The following is a 14520-nucleotide window of genomic DNA, read 5'->3' as shown; positions in this document are numbered from 1 at the left end:
CCGGAGAAGGTTATCCACGAATCCACAGGCGACTTTTCCACCGGTGGCCTCACTCCAGAGTATGTGCACCCAGAGACCACTACGCTGTGGACAACGTCTTGAACACAGGTGTGCACAAGGTTACTGTCGGCCACTCCCAAGGCTTGAGGGGCTGTGCACAGCCTGTGGATCTCCTGTGGAGACCCGGTGGACGCCCACCTGTGGACAGCGGGGGCCCGCCCCCGGCGGTACCGCAGGCGGGTGTGGATAAACAATCGCGGGGGCCCGCGAGAGGGAAGGAGGGGACCACCCGGTGAGTAATGGGGATCTGGTACCCATCTGGTCGCGAGCGCTCAACAACTTCCTCAGCGAGAACCTGCCGATCCAGCAGCGCACCTGGCTGTCGATGGTCAGGCCGATCGCGCTGGCCGACGACACCATCGTGCTGGGCGTGCCCAGCGACTTCATCAAGGACCTGATCGAGCGCAAGCTCCGGGACATGGTGACGCACGCGTTGTCGCAGGAGCTCGGCCGTCCGGTCCGCCTCGCCGTACTGATCGACACCACGATTCCCGACGAGCCGGTCGCCCCTCCCCAGCCGGGGCCGTCGAGTTATCCCCAGGGTGTGGAACCGCCGCGCGAGTATGCTCCGCCGCCGCCCGCCCAGCATTTCCAGGCCCCTGAGCCGCCGCAGTACTACTCTCCACAGCCTGAGCCGCGGCCTTCGTCCACCGAATATCCACAGGCTCAGCCACAGAACAGGTGGGAGGCGAAGAGCAACAAGCCGAGCGAGCCGGCCCGCCTCAACCAGAAGTACACCTTCGAGACCTTCGTCATCGGCGCCAGCAACCGTTTCGCGCACGCGGCCGCCGTCGCGGTCGCCGAGGCGCCGGCCAAGGCGTACAACCCGCTGTTCATCTACGGTGACTCGGGCCTGGGGAAAACCCACCTGCTCCACGCCATCGGCCATTACGCACAGTCTCTCTATGACGGTGCGCGCGTGCGGTACGTGAGCTCCGAGGAGTTCACCAACGACTTCATCAACAGCATCCGCGACCACAAGGCCGACGGTTTCCGCAGCCGCTATCGCGCGATCGACATCCTGCTCGTGGACGACATCCAGTTCCTGGAGGGCAAGGAGCAGACGCAGGAGGAGTTCTTCCACACCTTCAACACGCTCCACAACGCCAACAAGCAGATCGTCATCTCCTCCGACCGGGCGCCGAAGCAGCTCATCACCCTGGAGGACCGGCTGCGCAACCGGTTCGAGTGGGGCCTGATCACCGACGTCCAGCCGCCCGAGCTGGAGACGCGCATCGCCATCCTCAGGAAGAAGGCGATCCAGGAGGGCCTGGCCGCGCCGCCCGAGGTGCTGGAGTACATCGCCTCGCGGATCTCCACGAACATCCGCGAGCTGGAGGGCGCGCTCATCCGGGTCACGGCCTTCGCCAGCCTCAACCGGCAGTCGGTGGACCTGCAGCTCGCCGAGGTGGTGCTGAAGGACCTGATCACCTCCGAGTCGGGGCCGGAGATCACCATCAGCACCATCATGGGGAAGACCGCCGAGTACTTCGGCATCGGCATCGACGACCTCTGTGGATCGAGCCGCAGCCGGGCCCTGGTGAACGCCCGGCAGATCGCGATGTACCTCGCGCGGGAGCTGACCGACCTGTCGCTGCCGAAGATCGGCCAGCAGTTCGGCGGGCGCGACCACACCACCGTCATGCACGCCGAACGGAAGATCCGCTCGCTCATCGCCGAGCGTCGCTCGATGTACAACCAGGTCAACGAGCTGACGATGCGGATCAAGCAGCAGTCCCGTGGATGATTCACACCCTGTGGATAACCTTGTGGATCAGTGAAAAGCCTGGTGTGGACGCGATCTTGGCGCGGGGACCGTGGACGATCGCCGAAAATTCGTACACAGCGGCTGGGGATAACCCTGGGGACACCTTGAGGACAACCTGTGGGCTACTCGTGGACAACCTGTGGGCAGCCTGTGCGAACAGAATTCGGGGCATCCAAACGATCTCCGTACCCCGTGGAAAACCTGTTGAAACCCGGTGGATGACCGGTGGATGAAGCACCCAAGATCTGGGGAAGGCCTGTGGGGAAACTTCGGCCGTCCCCAGGCGCACAGGTTTCCCCCAGGCGTCACACACAGGGCACGTGGATGACGGTAGCCATGCTGAGCTGGGAAAACGTTGGCTGTCCACAGTTTCCCCAGCCCCTAGTGTGAAGACCAGATATCTCTCTTACAAAGAAACTGAAGACCCATAGAGGGGTTCCGCACGTTCCAAGGTGCGGGAGAGTGAACACTTGAATCAGCGACGAACCCAGGAGGTTGATCACCGTGATGTTCCGAATCGAGCGAGACGTCCTCGCTGAGGCGGTGGCATGGACGGCACGCAGCCTCCCTGCCCGCCCATCCGTGCCCGTCCTGGCGGGCATGCGCCTCGAAGTGACCGAGGAGCAGCAACTCAAACTCTCCGGCTTCGACTACGAGGTCTCGGCCGAGGTCACGCTGGAGGTCCACACCGGTGAGCCGGGCGTGGTCCTCGTCTCCGGCAAGCTGCTCGCCGAGATCACCCGCGCCCTTCCCGCACAGCCTGTGGATTTCGTCGTCGAGGGTCCCAAGGCCGTCGTGACCTGTGGAAGCGCCCGGTTCACCCTGCTGACCATGCCTGTGGAGGACTACCCGTTGCTCCCCGCGATGCCGCCGGCCGCGGGCCGGGTGGGCAGCGACGTCTTCGCCGCCGCCGTCGCGCAGGTGGCCGTCGCCGCGGGCCGTGACGACACCCTCCCGATGCTCACCGGCGTGCGCATGGAGATCGAGGGCGACACCGTCACGCTGGCCGCCACCGACCGCTACCGCCTCGCCGTACGTGAGCTGAAGTGGAGCCCGGGGCAGCCCGACTTCGCGGCGATCGCGATGATCCCCGGCAAGACGCTCGCCGACACCGCCAAGTCGCTGGGGTCCACCGGCGCCGAGGTGGAGATCGCGCTGAGCTCCTCCGGAGGCACCGGCGAGGGCATGATCGGCTTCTCCAGCGCCGGCCGCCGCACCACGACGCGCCTGCTCGACCCCGAGTTCCCCAAGTACCGCTCGCTGCTGCCGACCGAGTTCGCCGCCAAGGCGGAGTTGTCCACAGGCCCGTTCGTCGAGGCGGTCAAGCGCGTGGCGCTGGTCGCCGAGCGCAACACGCCGGTACGGCTGGCCTTCCGCGGCGGCGAGGTCGTGCTGGAGGCGGGCAGCGGCGACGAGGCCCAGGCGGTCGAGGTGCTGCCTGTGGACTACGAGGGCGAGGAGATGAACATCGCCTTCAACCACCAGTTCCTGCTGGAGGGCCTGGGCGCGGTCGACTCCGACGTCGCGCGCCTGCAGATGACCACCTCGACCAAGCCGGCCATCCTCACCGGCGGCAAGCACGGCGACGGCGCGCCCGACTACCGCTACCTGATCATGCCGATCCGCCTGTCCAGCTGATCTGTCCACCGCCTGTGGATAACCGATGTGGGGTACGGCAGGCGGGTGTGGCAGGATCTTCGGCGGCCGACCCGGGTGCCTGGGCGTCACGCGTGGCGCCTTCTCGCGGCTGTGGCGCGCTCTGAGGGGCTCTTCCCGGCCCCGACGGAGCGCGGCGGCTACGGTGGGCTGTCGGCGGCTCCTGGGCCCTCTGGGGCGCGTGGGGCCGGCGGTGTGGCGTCGAGGCGGCACGGGCTCTTCGGAGATCCACCGGTGGATGCCCCCCGATCCGGCGGGTATGGGCGTGCGGGATGATGGAACCCCAAGGGGGAGGTACACATGCAGATCGGCATGATCGGGCTCGGCAAGATGGGCGGCAACATGGCCGAGCGGCTGCGCCGCGGCGGTCATGAGGTGGTCGGTTACGACCGCAATCCCGAGGTCAGCGACGTCGGAAGCCTGCAGGAGCTGGTCGACCGGCTGCAGGCGCCCCGCGCGGTCTGGGTGATGGTGCCCGCCGGCGACCCGACCCAGGCGACCGTCAACGAGCTCGGCGAGCTGCTCTCCGAAGGCGACATCGTCATCGACGGCGGCAACTCCCACTATGTGGATGACCAGAAGCACGCCGCCGAGCTGGGCAAGCGCGGCATCGGCTTCCTCGACTGCGGCGTGAGCGGCGGCGTCTGGGGTCTCCAGAACGGCTACGCGCTCATGGTGGGCGGCGAGAGCCGTACCGTCGAGCAGTTGATGCCGATCTTCGAGACGCTCAAGCCCGAGGGCCCCGACGGCTTCGTGCACGCCGGTGACGTGGGGGCCGGGCACTTCGCCAAGATGGTCCACAACGGCATCGAGTACGGCATGATGCAGGCCTTCGCCGAGGGCTGGGAGCTGCTCGAGGCCTCCGACATCGTCAAGGACGTGACCGGCTCGTTCAAGAGCTGGCGCACGGGCACGGTGATCCGCTCCTGGCTGCTCGACCTGCTGGTCAGGGCGCTGGAGGAGGACCCCGACCTCAAGGACATCCGCGGTTATGCACAGGACTCCGGCGAGGGCCGGTGGACGGTGCAGGCGGCTGTGGACCACGCGGTGCCGCTGCCGGTGATCACCGCCGCGCTCTACGCGCGGTTCGCCTCGCGGCAGGACGACTCGCCGGCGATGAAGGTCGTCGCGGCGCTGCGCAACCAGTTCGGCGGGCACGCGGTCACCTCCGCGGCCGGGTCTGTGGAAAAGGGCGCCGACTCCCCCGGCGCGGACGTCACCCCGCCCGCCCTCTGACGCGTCTCACCAGTGCGCGCCCGCTTGTCCACAGGCGGGCGCGCGCCACGTCCGTGGTGTGGATCATCCACAGGTAGAGGCCGGGTCATAGCGGTTTTCCACAGGTTGCCTGTCGGTGACTCCAGTGGTCGGTGTGGCCGACTAACCTTCGTGGGGTGCATGTCGCCCACCTCTCGCTGACCGACTTCCGGTCCTACGCGTCCGTGGAGCTCGGCCTGGAGCCGGGCGTCACGGCCTTCGTCGGGCCCAACGGCCAGGGCAAGACCAACCTGGTCGAAGCGCTGGGCTATGTGGCGACGCACTCGAGCCACCGGGTCGCCACCGACGCCCCGCTCGTCCGGCAGGGCGCCGCGCGGGCGATCGTCCGGTGCGCTGTCCACAGGGACGACCGCAGGGCGCTGGTCGAGCTGGAGATCAACCCGGGCAAGGCCAACCGCGCCCGGCTCAACCGCTCCCCCGTGTCCCGCCCGCGTGACGTGATCGGCCTGCTCCGCACGGTGCTCTTCGCGCCCGAGGACCTCGCGCTGGTCAAGGGCGATCCCTCCGAACGGCGGCGCTTCCTCGACGACCTGCTGGTCGCGCGCACGCCGAGGTACGCGGGGGTGCGAGCCGACTACGACCGGGTCCTCAAGCAGCGCAGCGCCCTGCTGCGCACGGCCGCCCAGGCGCGTCGCGGAGGTGGGCGGAGCCCGCGCCGGGCCGAGCGTGACACCGGCTTCGAGGCGGCGGGCGCCGGTGACGTGCTCAGCACGCTGGAGGTGTGGGACCAGCACCTCGCGCGGCACGGCGCCGAACTGCTCCAGGCGCGGCTGGCGCTCGTGGACACGCTCCGGCCGATGGTGGCCTCGGCGTACGCCTCGCTGGCGCCGACGAGCGCGCCTGCGGATCTCACCTATCGGAGCACGTTGTCCACAGGTGGGGACAACGAGGAGGACGGCGTGCCCGTGCCGGTCGGAGCTCCCGATACACAGACGTTATCCACAGACTTGGGGAAAACCCTTGAGGAGCGGTTGAGGGAACGGCTGGCGGAGGTGCGTACGGCGGAGCTCGAACGGGGGGTCACCCTCGTCGGGCCGCACCGTGACGACCTCACCCTCGGCCTTGGTGATCTTCCCGCGCGTGGATATGCCAGCCATGGGGAGTCGTGGTCGTTCGCGCTGGCTTTGCGGCTGGCGGCGTATGACCTGCTCAGGGCGGATGGCGGGGATCCTGTGCTGATCCTCGACGACGTCTTCGCCGAGCTCGACTCCCAGCGGCGTCGGCGGTTGGCCGAGATCGTCGCGCCGGCCGAGCAGGTGTTGATCACGGCTGCTGTTCCGGACGATGTGCCTTCGGAGTTGGTCGGGGGTCGGTTCGACGTGGTGGAGGGGGGCGTGACTCGTGTCCGCTGAGTTTTCCACAGGCACCGGTGGACAACCTGGGATGTCCGGGGGGCCTTTCGGCGGGGGGTCCGGCGGGCCCTTCGGCGGGATGGCCGGGGGGCCGTCCTTCGGCACCACCCGGGCGGTCGGCCGTACCTTGGGGGGCTTTTCGGGGGGTGTGACCGGCGGCGGCCCTGTGGACGGGGCCGGCCGTACGGCGGGCGGGTCGCCCGGCCGCTCCCCCGCCCGGCTCCCCGAGGCCGGCGGGTTGTCCACAGGCAGTGGACCGAGCCCACGGGCCGACGGCCCGAGCTTCGTGCCTGGCCCGAGCTCCGTGCCTGGCCCGAGCTCTGTGTCCGGCTCGGGGGTTGTCCCCGGCTCTGGTGCGCTCCCTGGTGATCCCAGCGGGTACGGCCGGCGGCCCGCGGGCGGGTTCGGCGGGTCGGGGTCGGCTGTGGATGGGCCGCGGGTCGCCGGTGGCCGCGGCGATGTGGACGCCCGGCTTAGGTCCGCGGCGGACGGCCCCCGGAACTCCCCCTTCCCGGGCAACAGTGGTGCAGCGGGTGGCGCGGCAGGAGGTCGCGGCGTGCCCGGCAACAGCGGGGGCGGGACAGCTCGCCCGGCGTCCGGTGACGGCGGGGGCCATGCCGGGCGGGGCAACGGCGGTGCTGCGCCGGCCGCCACCTCATCCAGCACCACCTCATCCAGCACCACCTCATCCAGCACCACCTCATCCAGCGGCGCCTCATCCAGCGCAACCGCCTCCAGCGGCACCTCATCCAGCGCAACCGCCTCCAGCGGCACCTCATCCAGAGAAACCACGGCCGGGGGAACCGCGTCCCGGGGAACCACGTCCGGCGGGGCCGGTGCTCCTGGAGGGTCCTCCCCCGGCGGCGGCGCGTCCGGGCCGGCGGCGACGGCGCGTGGGGTGGCGATGGCGCGCGAGAAGCTGGCTCAAGCGAAGGCCGACGCCGCCAGAAGAGGCCAGCTCCCCCGCCGCGAACCCCGGCGAAAGGTGTCCGGCGCGACCAGGCTCGGCGGCGATCCCCAGCTTTTCGGACGGGCCATCATGGACCTGCTGTCCGACCGCGGCTGGGAGCAGAGCGCGAAGGTGGGCGGGGTGTTCGGCCGATGGGCGGACATCGCCGGCCCGGCCATGGCGGCCCACACCAAGCCGGAGTCGTTCGAGGACGGCGAGGTGCTGATCGTGGCCGACTCGACCGCGTGGGCGACCCAGGTCCGCATGCTGGCCAGAGACCTGATCCGCCGCCTGAACGAGGAACTCGGCGACGGGACGGTAACAAAGGTAAAGGTCAGAGGCCCGCAAAACGCCCCACGCCCGATGGGCGGCCTGCGCGTCACCGGGAGCAAAGGACCGGGCGACACCTACGGCTAATCGAGCCTCTGACGCGATGACCCCCGAGTCGGTGGGGGGATGCCCAACCGAGGGGCAAACAAGCGACAGGCGCGTTCAGGCGCGTTCATGCACACCTAGGGCCCTGGGACCCGGTAGAATGAAAGCGGATTCCGGACACGTCCGCTTGCGTGTCACCCCCGGCATGCGAGCCGATTCCCCTGGGTGGCGAACGCATCGGGGCACTCACGACGGTGACGGGCACGGCAGGGCGGTCGGCTGCGACAGTCGTCTCACCCACGCCGCGTGTCCGCGGCAGGAGGATTTCGCACTTGTCCTACGACGCTAGCTCAATCACCGTACTCGAAGGGCTTGAGGCGGTTCGCAAGCGACCGGGTATGTACATCGGGTCGACCGGCGAACGCGGGCTCCACCACCTGGTCCAGGAGATCGTCGACAACTCCGTCGACGAGGCCCTGGCCGGCTACGCCGACCGCATCGAGGTCACCCTGCTCGCCGACAACGGCGTGCGGGTCATCGACAACGGCCGAGGCATCCCCACGGGCATCCACCCTGTGGAAAAGCGGTCCGCGGTCGAGGTCGTCCTCACCACGCTCCACGCCGGCGGCAAGTTCGACGGCCAGTCCTACGCCGTCTCGGGCGGTCTGCACGGCGTGGGCTCCGCGGTGGTCAACGCGCTGTCCACAGCCATGAACGTGGTGGTGAAGCAGAACGGCCGCGTGCACCGGCTCAACCTGGTCAACGCCAAGCCCGTCGCGCCTCTGTCCACGGACGAGGAGACCGACGAGACCGGCACCGAGATCACCTTCTGGGCCGACCCGGACATCTTCGAGACCACGACGTGGAGCTTCGAGACGCTCTCCCGTCGTTTCCAGGAGATGGCCTTCCTCAACAAGGGCCTGACCATCGCGCTGGCCGACGAGCGGCCCGACCACATCAACGGCGAGCCCCGCAAGGTCGAGTACCACTACGAGGGCGGCCTGTCCGACTTCGTCGCCTACCTCAACGGCAAGAAGGAGCCGGCGCACGCGTCGATCATCTCCTTCGAGGAGGAGGGCGAGGGCATCTCGGTCGAGGTCGCGATGCAGTGGAACAACTCCTACGCCGAGTCGGTCTACTCCTTCGCCAACGTGATCAACACCGCCGAGGGCGGCACCCACGAGGAGGGCTTCCGCGCCGCGCTGACGTCGATCGTCAACCGCTACGCGCGCGAGCAGAAGTTCCTCAAGGAGGGCAAGGACGACAACTTCTCCGGTGAGGACGTCCGCGAGGGCCTGACCGCGATCGTCTCGGTGAAGCTGGCCGACCCGCAGTTCGAGGGCCAGACCAAGACGAAGCTGGGCAACACCGAAGCCAAGTCGTTCGTCCAGAAGGCCTGCAACGACCACCTGCGCGACTGGTTCGAGCGCAACCCGGGCGAGGCCAAGGACATCATCAACAAGGCGCTCCAGGCGGCCAGGGCGCGGGTGGCGGCTCGCCAGGCGCGCGACCTGACCCGGCGCAAGTCGCTGCTGGAGTCGGGCTCCGGCCTGCCCGGCAAGCTGGCCGACTGCACCTGGAACGAGCCGGAGAAGTGCGAGCTGTTCATCGTGGAGGGCAACTCCGCGGGCGGCTCGGCCAAGGGTGGCCGCGACTCGCGCTTCCAGGCGATCCTGCCCATCCGCGGCAAGATCCTCAACGTGGAGAAGGCCCGGATCGACAAGGTCCTCCAGAACACCGAGGTCCAGTCGCTGATCACCGCGATGGGCACCGGCGTGCACGACGAGTTCGACATCGCCAAGCTCCGCTACCACAAGCTCATCCTGATGGCCGACGCCGACGTCGACGGCCAGCACATCACCACGCTGCTGCTGACGCTGCTGTTCCGGTTCATGCGCCCGCTGATCGAGAACGGCCACGTCTTCATGGCCCAGCCGCCGCTGTACAAGATCAAGTGGGACCGGCGCGGCGACGACGCCTCGTACGCCTACTCCGACCGCGAGCGCGACGCGATCATCGCCGAGGGCATCGCCAACGGCCGCCGCGACCCGCGCGCGCATGACGGTGTGCAGCGGTTCAAGGGTCTGGGCGAGATGAACGCCCAGCAGCTGTGGGAGACCACGATGGACCCGGCCACCCGGCTGCTGCGACAGGCCACCCTCGACGACGCCGCGCAGGCGGATGAGATGTTCAGCGTGCTCATGGGCGAGGATGTCGAGGCCCGTCGGTCCTTCATCATCCGCAACGCCCGTGATGTCCGCTTCCTGGACGTGTAAAGGACTATCGTGACGGAAGTGAACACCCCGCCGCCTCCCGGGGATCGTATCGAGGCTGTCGACATCCAGACCGAGATGCAGCGCTCCTACATGGAGTACGCGATGTCGGTCATCGTGTCGCGAGCCCTGCCCGACGTGCGTGACGGCCTCAAGCCGGTGCACCGCCGAGTGCTGTACGCGATGTACGACGGCGGCTACCGGCCCGACCGCGGGTACTTCAAGTGCTCGCGCGTCGTGGGTGACGTCATGGGGTCCTACCACCCCCACGGCGACACCTCCATCTACGACACCCTCGTCCGCATGGCGCAGCACTGGTCGCTGCGCCACCCGCTGGTCGACGGGCAGGGGAACTTCGGCTCCCCCGGCAACGACATGCCCGCGGCGATGCGGTACACCGAGTGCAAGCTCGCGCCCATCGCCATGGAGATGTTGCGCGACATCGACAAGGACACCGTCGACTTCCAGCCGAACTACGACGGCCGCTCCCAAGAGCCCGTCGTCCTGCCGGCGCGCTTCCCCAACCTGCTGGTCAACGGCGCGGGCGGCATCGCGGTCGGCATGGCGACCAACATCCCCTCGCACAACCTGCGCGAGGTCGCCTCGGCGGTGAAGTGGTCGCTGGAGAACCCGGACGCCAGCGACGAGGAGCTGCTCGAGGCGTCGATCGCCCGGGTCAAGGGCCCCGACTTCCCGACGCGCGCGCTCATCGTCGGGCGCCGCGGCATCGAGGACGCCTACCGCACCGGCCGTGGCTCGATCACGATGCGCGCGGTCGTCGAGGTGGAGGAGGACAACAAGGGCCGGCACGCCCTCGTCGTCACCGAACTCCCCTACCAGGTCAACCCGGACAACCTCGCGCTGAAGATCGCCGACCTGGTGAAGCAGGGCAAGGTCACCGGCATCGCCGACGTCCGCGACGAGTCCTCCTCGCGGGTGGGCCAGCGCCTGGTCATCGTCCTGAAGCGCGACGCCGTCGCCAAGGTCGTGCTGAACAACCTGTACAAGCACACCCAGCTCCAGGACACCTTCGGCGCGAACATGCTGGCCCTGGTGGACGGCGTGCCGCGCACGCTGCGCCTCGACCAGTTCATCACGTACTACGTGGCGCACCAGATCGAGGTCATCGTCCGCCGGACGAGGTACCTGCTGCGCAAGGCCGAGGAGCGCGCCCACATCCTGCGTGCGCTGCTCAAGGCGCTCGACCGGATGGACGAGGTCATCGCCCTCATCCGGCGCTCGCCGTCGGCGGCCGAGGCCCAGCGCGGCCTCATGACGCTCCTGGAGATCGACGAGATCCAGGCGCAGGCCATCCTCGACATGCAGCTGCGCAAGCTCGCCGCCCTCGAGCGGCAGGCGATCCAGGACGAGTACGACGGCCTCATGACGATGATCGCCGAGTACCAGTCGATCCTGGCCTCCGAGACGCGCCAGCGGCAGATCATCGCCGACGAGCTCGACGAGGTCGTCAACAAGTTCGGCGAGGACCGGCGCACCGAGATCATCGCCTACGACGGCGACATGTCGATCGAGGACCTCATCGCCGAGGAAGACATCGTCGTCACCATCACGCGCGGCGGCTACGCCAAGCGCACCCGCACCGACCTGTACCGCGCGCAGAAGCGGGGCGGCAAGGGCGTGCGCGGGGCGCAGTTGCGCCAGGACGACATCGTCGACCACTTCTTCGTCACCACGACCCACCACTGGTTGCTGTTCTTCACCAACAAGGGGCGGGTCTACCGGGTCAAGGCGTACGAGCTGCCCGACTCCGGGCGTGACGCGCGCGGCATGCACCTGGCGAACCTGCTGGCCATGCAGCCAGACGAGGTCGTCATGGAGGTCCTCGACCTGCGTGACTACGAGGCTGCGCCGTACCTGGTGCTGGCCACCCGGACCGGACTGGTCAAGAAGACCAGGCTGTCGGAGTACGACTCCCCCAGATCCGGCGGTCTGATCGCGATCAACCTGCGTGACGACGACGAGGTCATCGCCGCCAGGCTGGTCTCCGAGGCCGACGACCTGCTGCTGATCTCCACCCACGCGCAGGCCATCCGCTTCACCGCCTCCGACGAGGCGCTTCGTCCGATGGGACGGGCCACCTCGGGCGTCATCGGCATGCGATTCCTTGAGGGTGATGAACTTCTCGCGATGAATCGGCTCGGAGACGGCGAGGATGTGCTTATCGCGACAGAAGGTGGGTACGCGAAGCGGACACCCGTAGAGCAATACCCACTTCAAGGTCGTGGCGGCAAGGGCGTGCTGACGGCGAAAATCGTGAGCGCACGTGGCAAGCTGGTCGGAGCTGTCATGGTCAACCCGGAGGACGAGGTGTTCGCGATCACATCCAACGGCGGCGTGATCCGCACGCCCGCCGGGAACATCAAGCAGTCCGGCCGGCAGACCATGGGAGTGCGCTTGATGAATCTCGCCGAACGCGACAGCGTGGTAGCCCTCGCTCGTAACACCGAGTCGATGGAGAACGCGGTGGAGGCCGAGGAAGACGGGGGAGGAGAGTAATCCATGAGCGTGCAGGGCAGCTCAGCCAAGACTCGCGAAAATGGGCAGAAGCCGGACGATCCCAAGGTCTCCGTCGAGGAGAAGGAGACCGATGAGGCCGGCACGAAGGCCGCGGTCGAGGAGAAGGAGGACGTGAACGACACCGTTCGCGTGCGCCCCTCCCTCACCTCCGAGGCGCCGCCTCCGTCCCCCTCGGCGCCCGCCGAATCGTCCAAGAAGGGAAAGGCCGCCTCACAGGCCCGGCTGCCGCGCAAGGCGCACCTCGTCCTGCGCCGCGTCGAGCCGTGGTCGGCGATGAAGTTCAGCTTCGTGCTGTCCCTCGTCTGCTTCGTGGTGCTGTTCGTGGCTGTGGCCGTCCTGTACGGCGTGCTGTCCGCTCTCGGGGTTTTCGACTCGATCGTGCAGATGTACAACCAGTTGAACAACTCCGACGGCCAGAACACGCTGGGGCTCGACATCGCCGGCTGGTTCGAGCCCGTGCGCATCCTCGGCTACACCGCGCTGATCGGCGCGGTGAACGTGGTGCTCATCACCGCCCTGTCCACCCTCGGGGCGGTGATCTACAACGTCGCGGCGGATCTCGTCGGCGGTGTTGAGGTCACCTTCAGTGAGGCTGAGTAGTTTTGAGATCTCGTCCTGGGGGCGGCGCGAGCAGCCCCCAGGACTTGGTAAGCTTTTCTCCGTCACCGCAACCGGTCGGAATGCGATACGGTTCGGTGTGTGCGGGGCTATAGCTCAGACGGTTAGAGCGCTTCCCTGATAAGGAAGAGGTCAGAGGTTCAAGTCCTCTTAGCCCCACCCAGCCCAAAGGCCGTTTCCGGTAGTCGGAAACGGCCTTTTTGATCTTCTGAGTGACTAACTGAGTGACTATCGCTTGCTATTCGTCCTTGAAGATCCTGTCCATCGCCTCCGCGCCTTCCAGGAGCACCGGTCGGAGCTGCTTGCGATAGACCCGCTCGGTGACCGCCGTGCCCTTGTGTCCGACGAGCCTGGCGATGTCCTCCAGGGCGACGCCCGCGTCCGACATGAGCGACACGAAGCTGTGGCGCAGTTCCCGAGGAGTCCATTCGTCCGGGTCGAGCTCAGTGCGCTTCAGGATGACGCGGAGGGCACGCCGTACGTTGGCGGCGTCCAACTGTGTGCCGATCCTGCTGGTGAACACCAGATCGTTTTCCTGCCACCGCTCCCCTGCCTTTTTCTTGATCAATTCCTGCTGTTCTCGATGCGCTCGCAGAGCCGCCACACATCGGTTCGGCAGGGCCAGCGTGCGTCGTGACTTCTGGGTCTTCGTGTCCCCGCCCATCCGCACGGAGCGCCACACCATGATCGACGGAGGAACGGGCGGCTCGGCTTCAGGCCGTCCGTCAAGATCGACATGCGACCAGGTAAGCGCCCGGAGCTCTTCCGTACGCGCGCCTATGAGCAGCGACAGCACTACGTAGGCATGCAGTACGGCAGACTCAGCCGCCTTGAGGACGGCTTCCGCCTGGCTGAGCGTCAAGGACTTCGACGGCCTCCCGTCCTGGCCCTTGGGGATCTCGCAGAGCATGACGACGTTGCGCTTCACCTTGTCGCGCGCCTGTGCGCGAGAGATCGAGCGCTTGAGGATGGAATGGATCTTCCGGAGCGTGTCGGTGCTGAGCACCTTGGCCTTCTTGGCCAGCCACTTGTCCACATCATCGGCGGAGAGCTCCCGGAGCTTCCGCGCCCCCAGTTCCGGAATGACGTGCTGCTCCGCGAGGATGCGGCGGGTGGTCACGGTGGAGGCTCCCCTACCGCTCAGGCCGAACTCCAGCCAGTCCCGTACGGCTTGCGCCACCGTGGCCTTGTCGTCCTTGGTGATCAAGCCGTCTTCGTAGTCGCGGATGATCTCTTTGAGCTTGCCCTTGGCTTCGGTCTTGGTCTTGCCGCTGGCCTTCTTGACGATGCGCTTTCCGGCGGGCGTGTAGCCGACGGTGACGGAGGCGATCCAGCGTTGCCGCGCCTCGTCCCAGTGCAGGCCGCCGTCTCCTTTGCTGCGTCGTGCGGTCATGATGCCTCCTGTTCGAGCAGGGTGATGTAGTCGTCGATGGCGGATGCCGGGATGAGGCGGGTACGGCCTTCGGTGACCGACCGCAGGCGACCAGAGCGGATGAGCTCGTAGATGACGCTGCGGCTGAGGCTGAGAACGCGCATGGCGTCGCAGACCCGGTAGAGCCGCCGCGAGTGGATGAGGATGGGCGCGCCCATGTGTCCTCCCGCTGGGCGATTTGGCGGGCGGTCTGGACACGTTGGCGGATGTGCTCGGCGATGATC

At 67.7% G+C, this 14520-nt stretch carries 10 protein-coding genes and 1 tRNA gene; 9 read left to right on the top strand and 2 right to left on the bottom strand.

The window, feature by feature from the left end; genetic code table 11:
- Positions 1–292: 292 nt before the first annotated feature.
- The 9 genes from dnaA to ACIBG7_RS16325 all read left to right on the top strand — a co-directional run bounded on the left by dnaA (position 293) and on the right by ACIBG7_RS16325 (position 13023).
- Positions 293–1807, top strand: coding sequence for a chromosomal replication initiator protein DnaA (gene dnaA / locus ACIBG7_RS16365; RefSeq protein WP_357918511.1), 1515 nt, complete (start codon positions 293–295; stop codon positions 1805–1807).
- 525 nt (positions 1808–2332) lie between these two features.
- On the top strand, positions 2333–3466 hold the full coding sequence (gene dnaN / locus ACIBG7_RS16360; RefSeq protein ID WP_397336739.1) for a DNA polymerase III subunit beta: 1134 nt from the start codon (positions 2333–2335) through the stop codon (positions 3464–3466).
- A 318-nt stretch (positions 3467–3784) separates the two neighbouring features.
- Positions 3785–4720, top strand: a complete 936-nt coding sequence (gnd, locus tag ACIBG7_RS16355; protein WP_357918517.1) for a phosphogluconate dehydrogenase (NAD(+)-dependent, decarboxylating) — start codon at positions 3785–3787, stop codon at positions 4718–4720.
- Positions 4721–4875: 155 nt separating this feature from the next.
- Entirely contained in the window at positions 4876–6111 is a 1236-nt protein-coding gene (gene recF / locus ACIBG7_RS16350) for a DNA replication/repair protein RecF (protein ID WP_397336738.1), read from the top strand.
- Between the two features lie 904 nt (positions 6112–7015).
- Positions 7016–7477 (top strand): DciA family protein, encoded by a 462-nt coding sequence (locus ACIBG7_RS16345; RefSeq protein ID WP_357918524.1) that lies wholly within the window; start codon positions 7016–7018, stop codon positions 7475–7477.
- 311 nt (positions 7478–7788) lie between these two features.
- Positions 7789–9711: a DNA topoisomerase (ATP-hydrolyzing) subunit B gene (gene gyrB / locus ACIBG7_RS16340; protein WP_397337123.1), complete on the top strand. Its 1923-nt coding sequence runs from the start codon at positions 7789–7791 to the stop codon at positions 9709–9711.
- Between the two features lie 9 nt (positions 9712–9720).
- Positions 9721–12225: a DNA gyrase subunit A gene (gene gyrA / locus ACIBG7_RS16335; RefSeq protein ID WP_357918530.1), complete on the top strand. Its 2505-nt coding sequence runs from the start codon at positions 9721–9723 to the stop codon at positions 12223–12225.
- A 3-nt stretch (positions 12226–12228) separates the two neighbouring features.
- The gene (locus ACIBG7_RS16330) at positions 12229–12846 is read left to right on the top strand and encodes a DUF3566 domain-containing protein (RefSeq protein ID WP_357918532.1); all 618 of its coding nucleotides are present in this window, start codon (positions 12229–12231) and stop codon (positions 12844–12846) included.
- 103 nt (positions 12847–12949) lie between these two features.
- Positions 12950–13023, top strand: a tRNA-Ile gene (locus tag ACIBG7_RS16325).
- Positions 13024–13102: 79 nt separating this feature from the next.
- On the opposite strand, the gene xerC is transcribed toward ACIBG7_RS16325, so the two are convergent.
- Both xerC and ACIBG7_RS16315 read right to left on the bottom strand, forming a co-directional pair.
- Positions 13103–14257, bottom strand: coding sequence for a tyrosine recombinase XerC (gene xerC, locus ACIBG7_RS16320; RefSeq protein ID WP_397336737.1), 1155 nt, complete (start codon positions 14255–14257; stop codon positions 13103–13105).
- Positions 14254–14454, bottom strand: a complete 201-nt coding sequence (locus tag ACIBG7_RS16315) for a helix-turn-helix domain-containing protein (RefSeq protein WP_397336736.1) — start codon at positions 14452–14454, stop codon at positions 14254–14256. Before ACIBG7_RS16315 ends, xerC begins: the two co-directional genes overlap by 4 nt.
- Positions 14455–14520 lie beyond the last annotated feature (66 nt).

The organism is Nonomuraea sp. NPDC050328 (assembly GCF_044459405.1).
Lineage (GTDB): Bacteria > Actinomycetota > Actinomycetes > Streptosporangiales > Streptosporangiaceae > Nonomuraea.
Note: the sequence above shows the minus strand (reverse complement) of the source record. Positions and strands in the feature narration are given on the sequence as shown.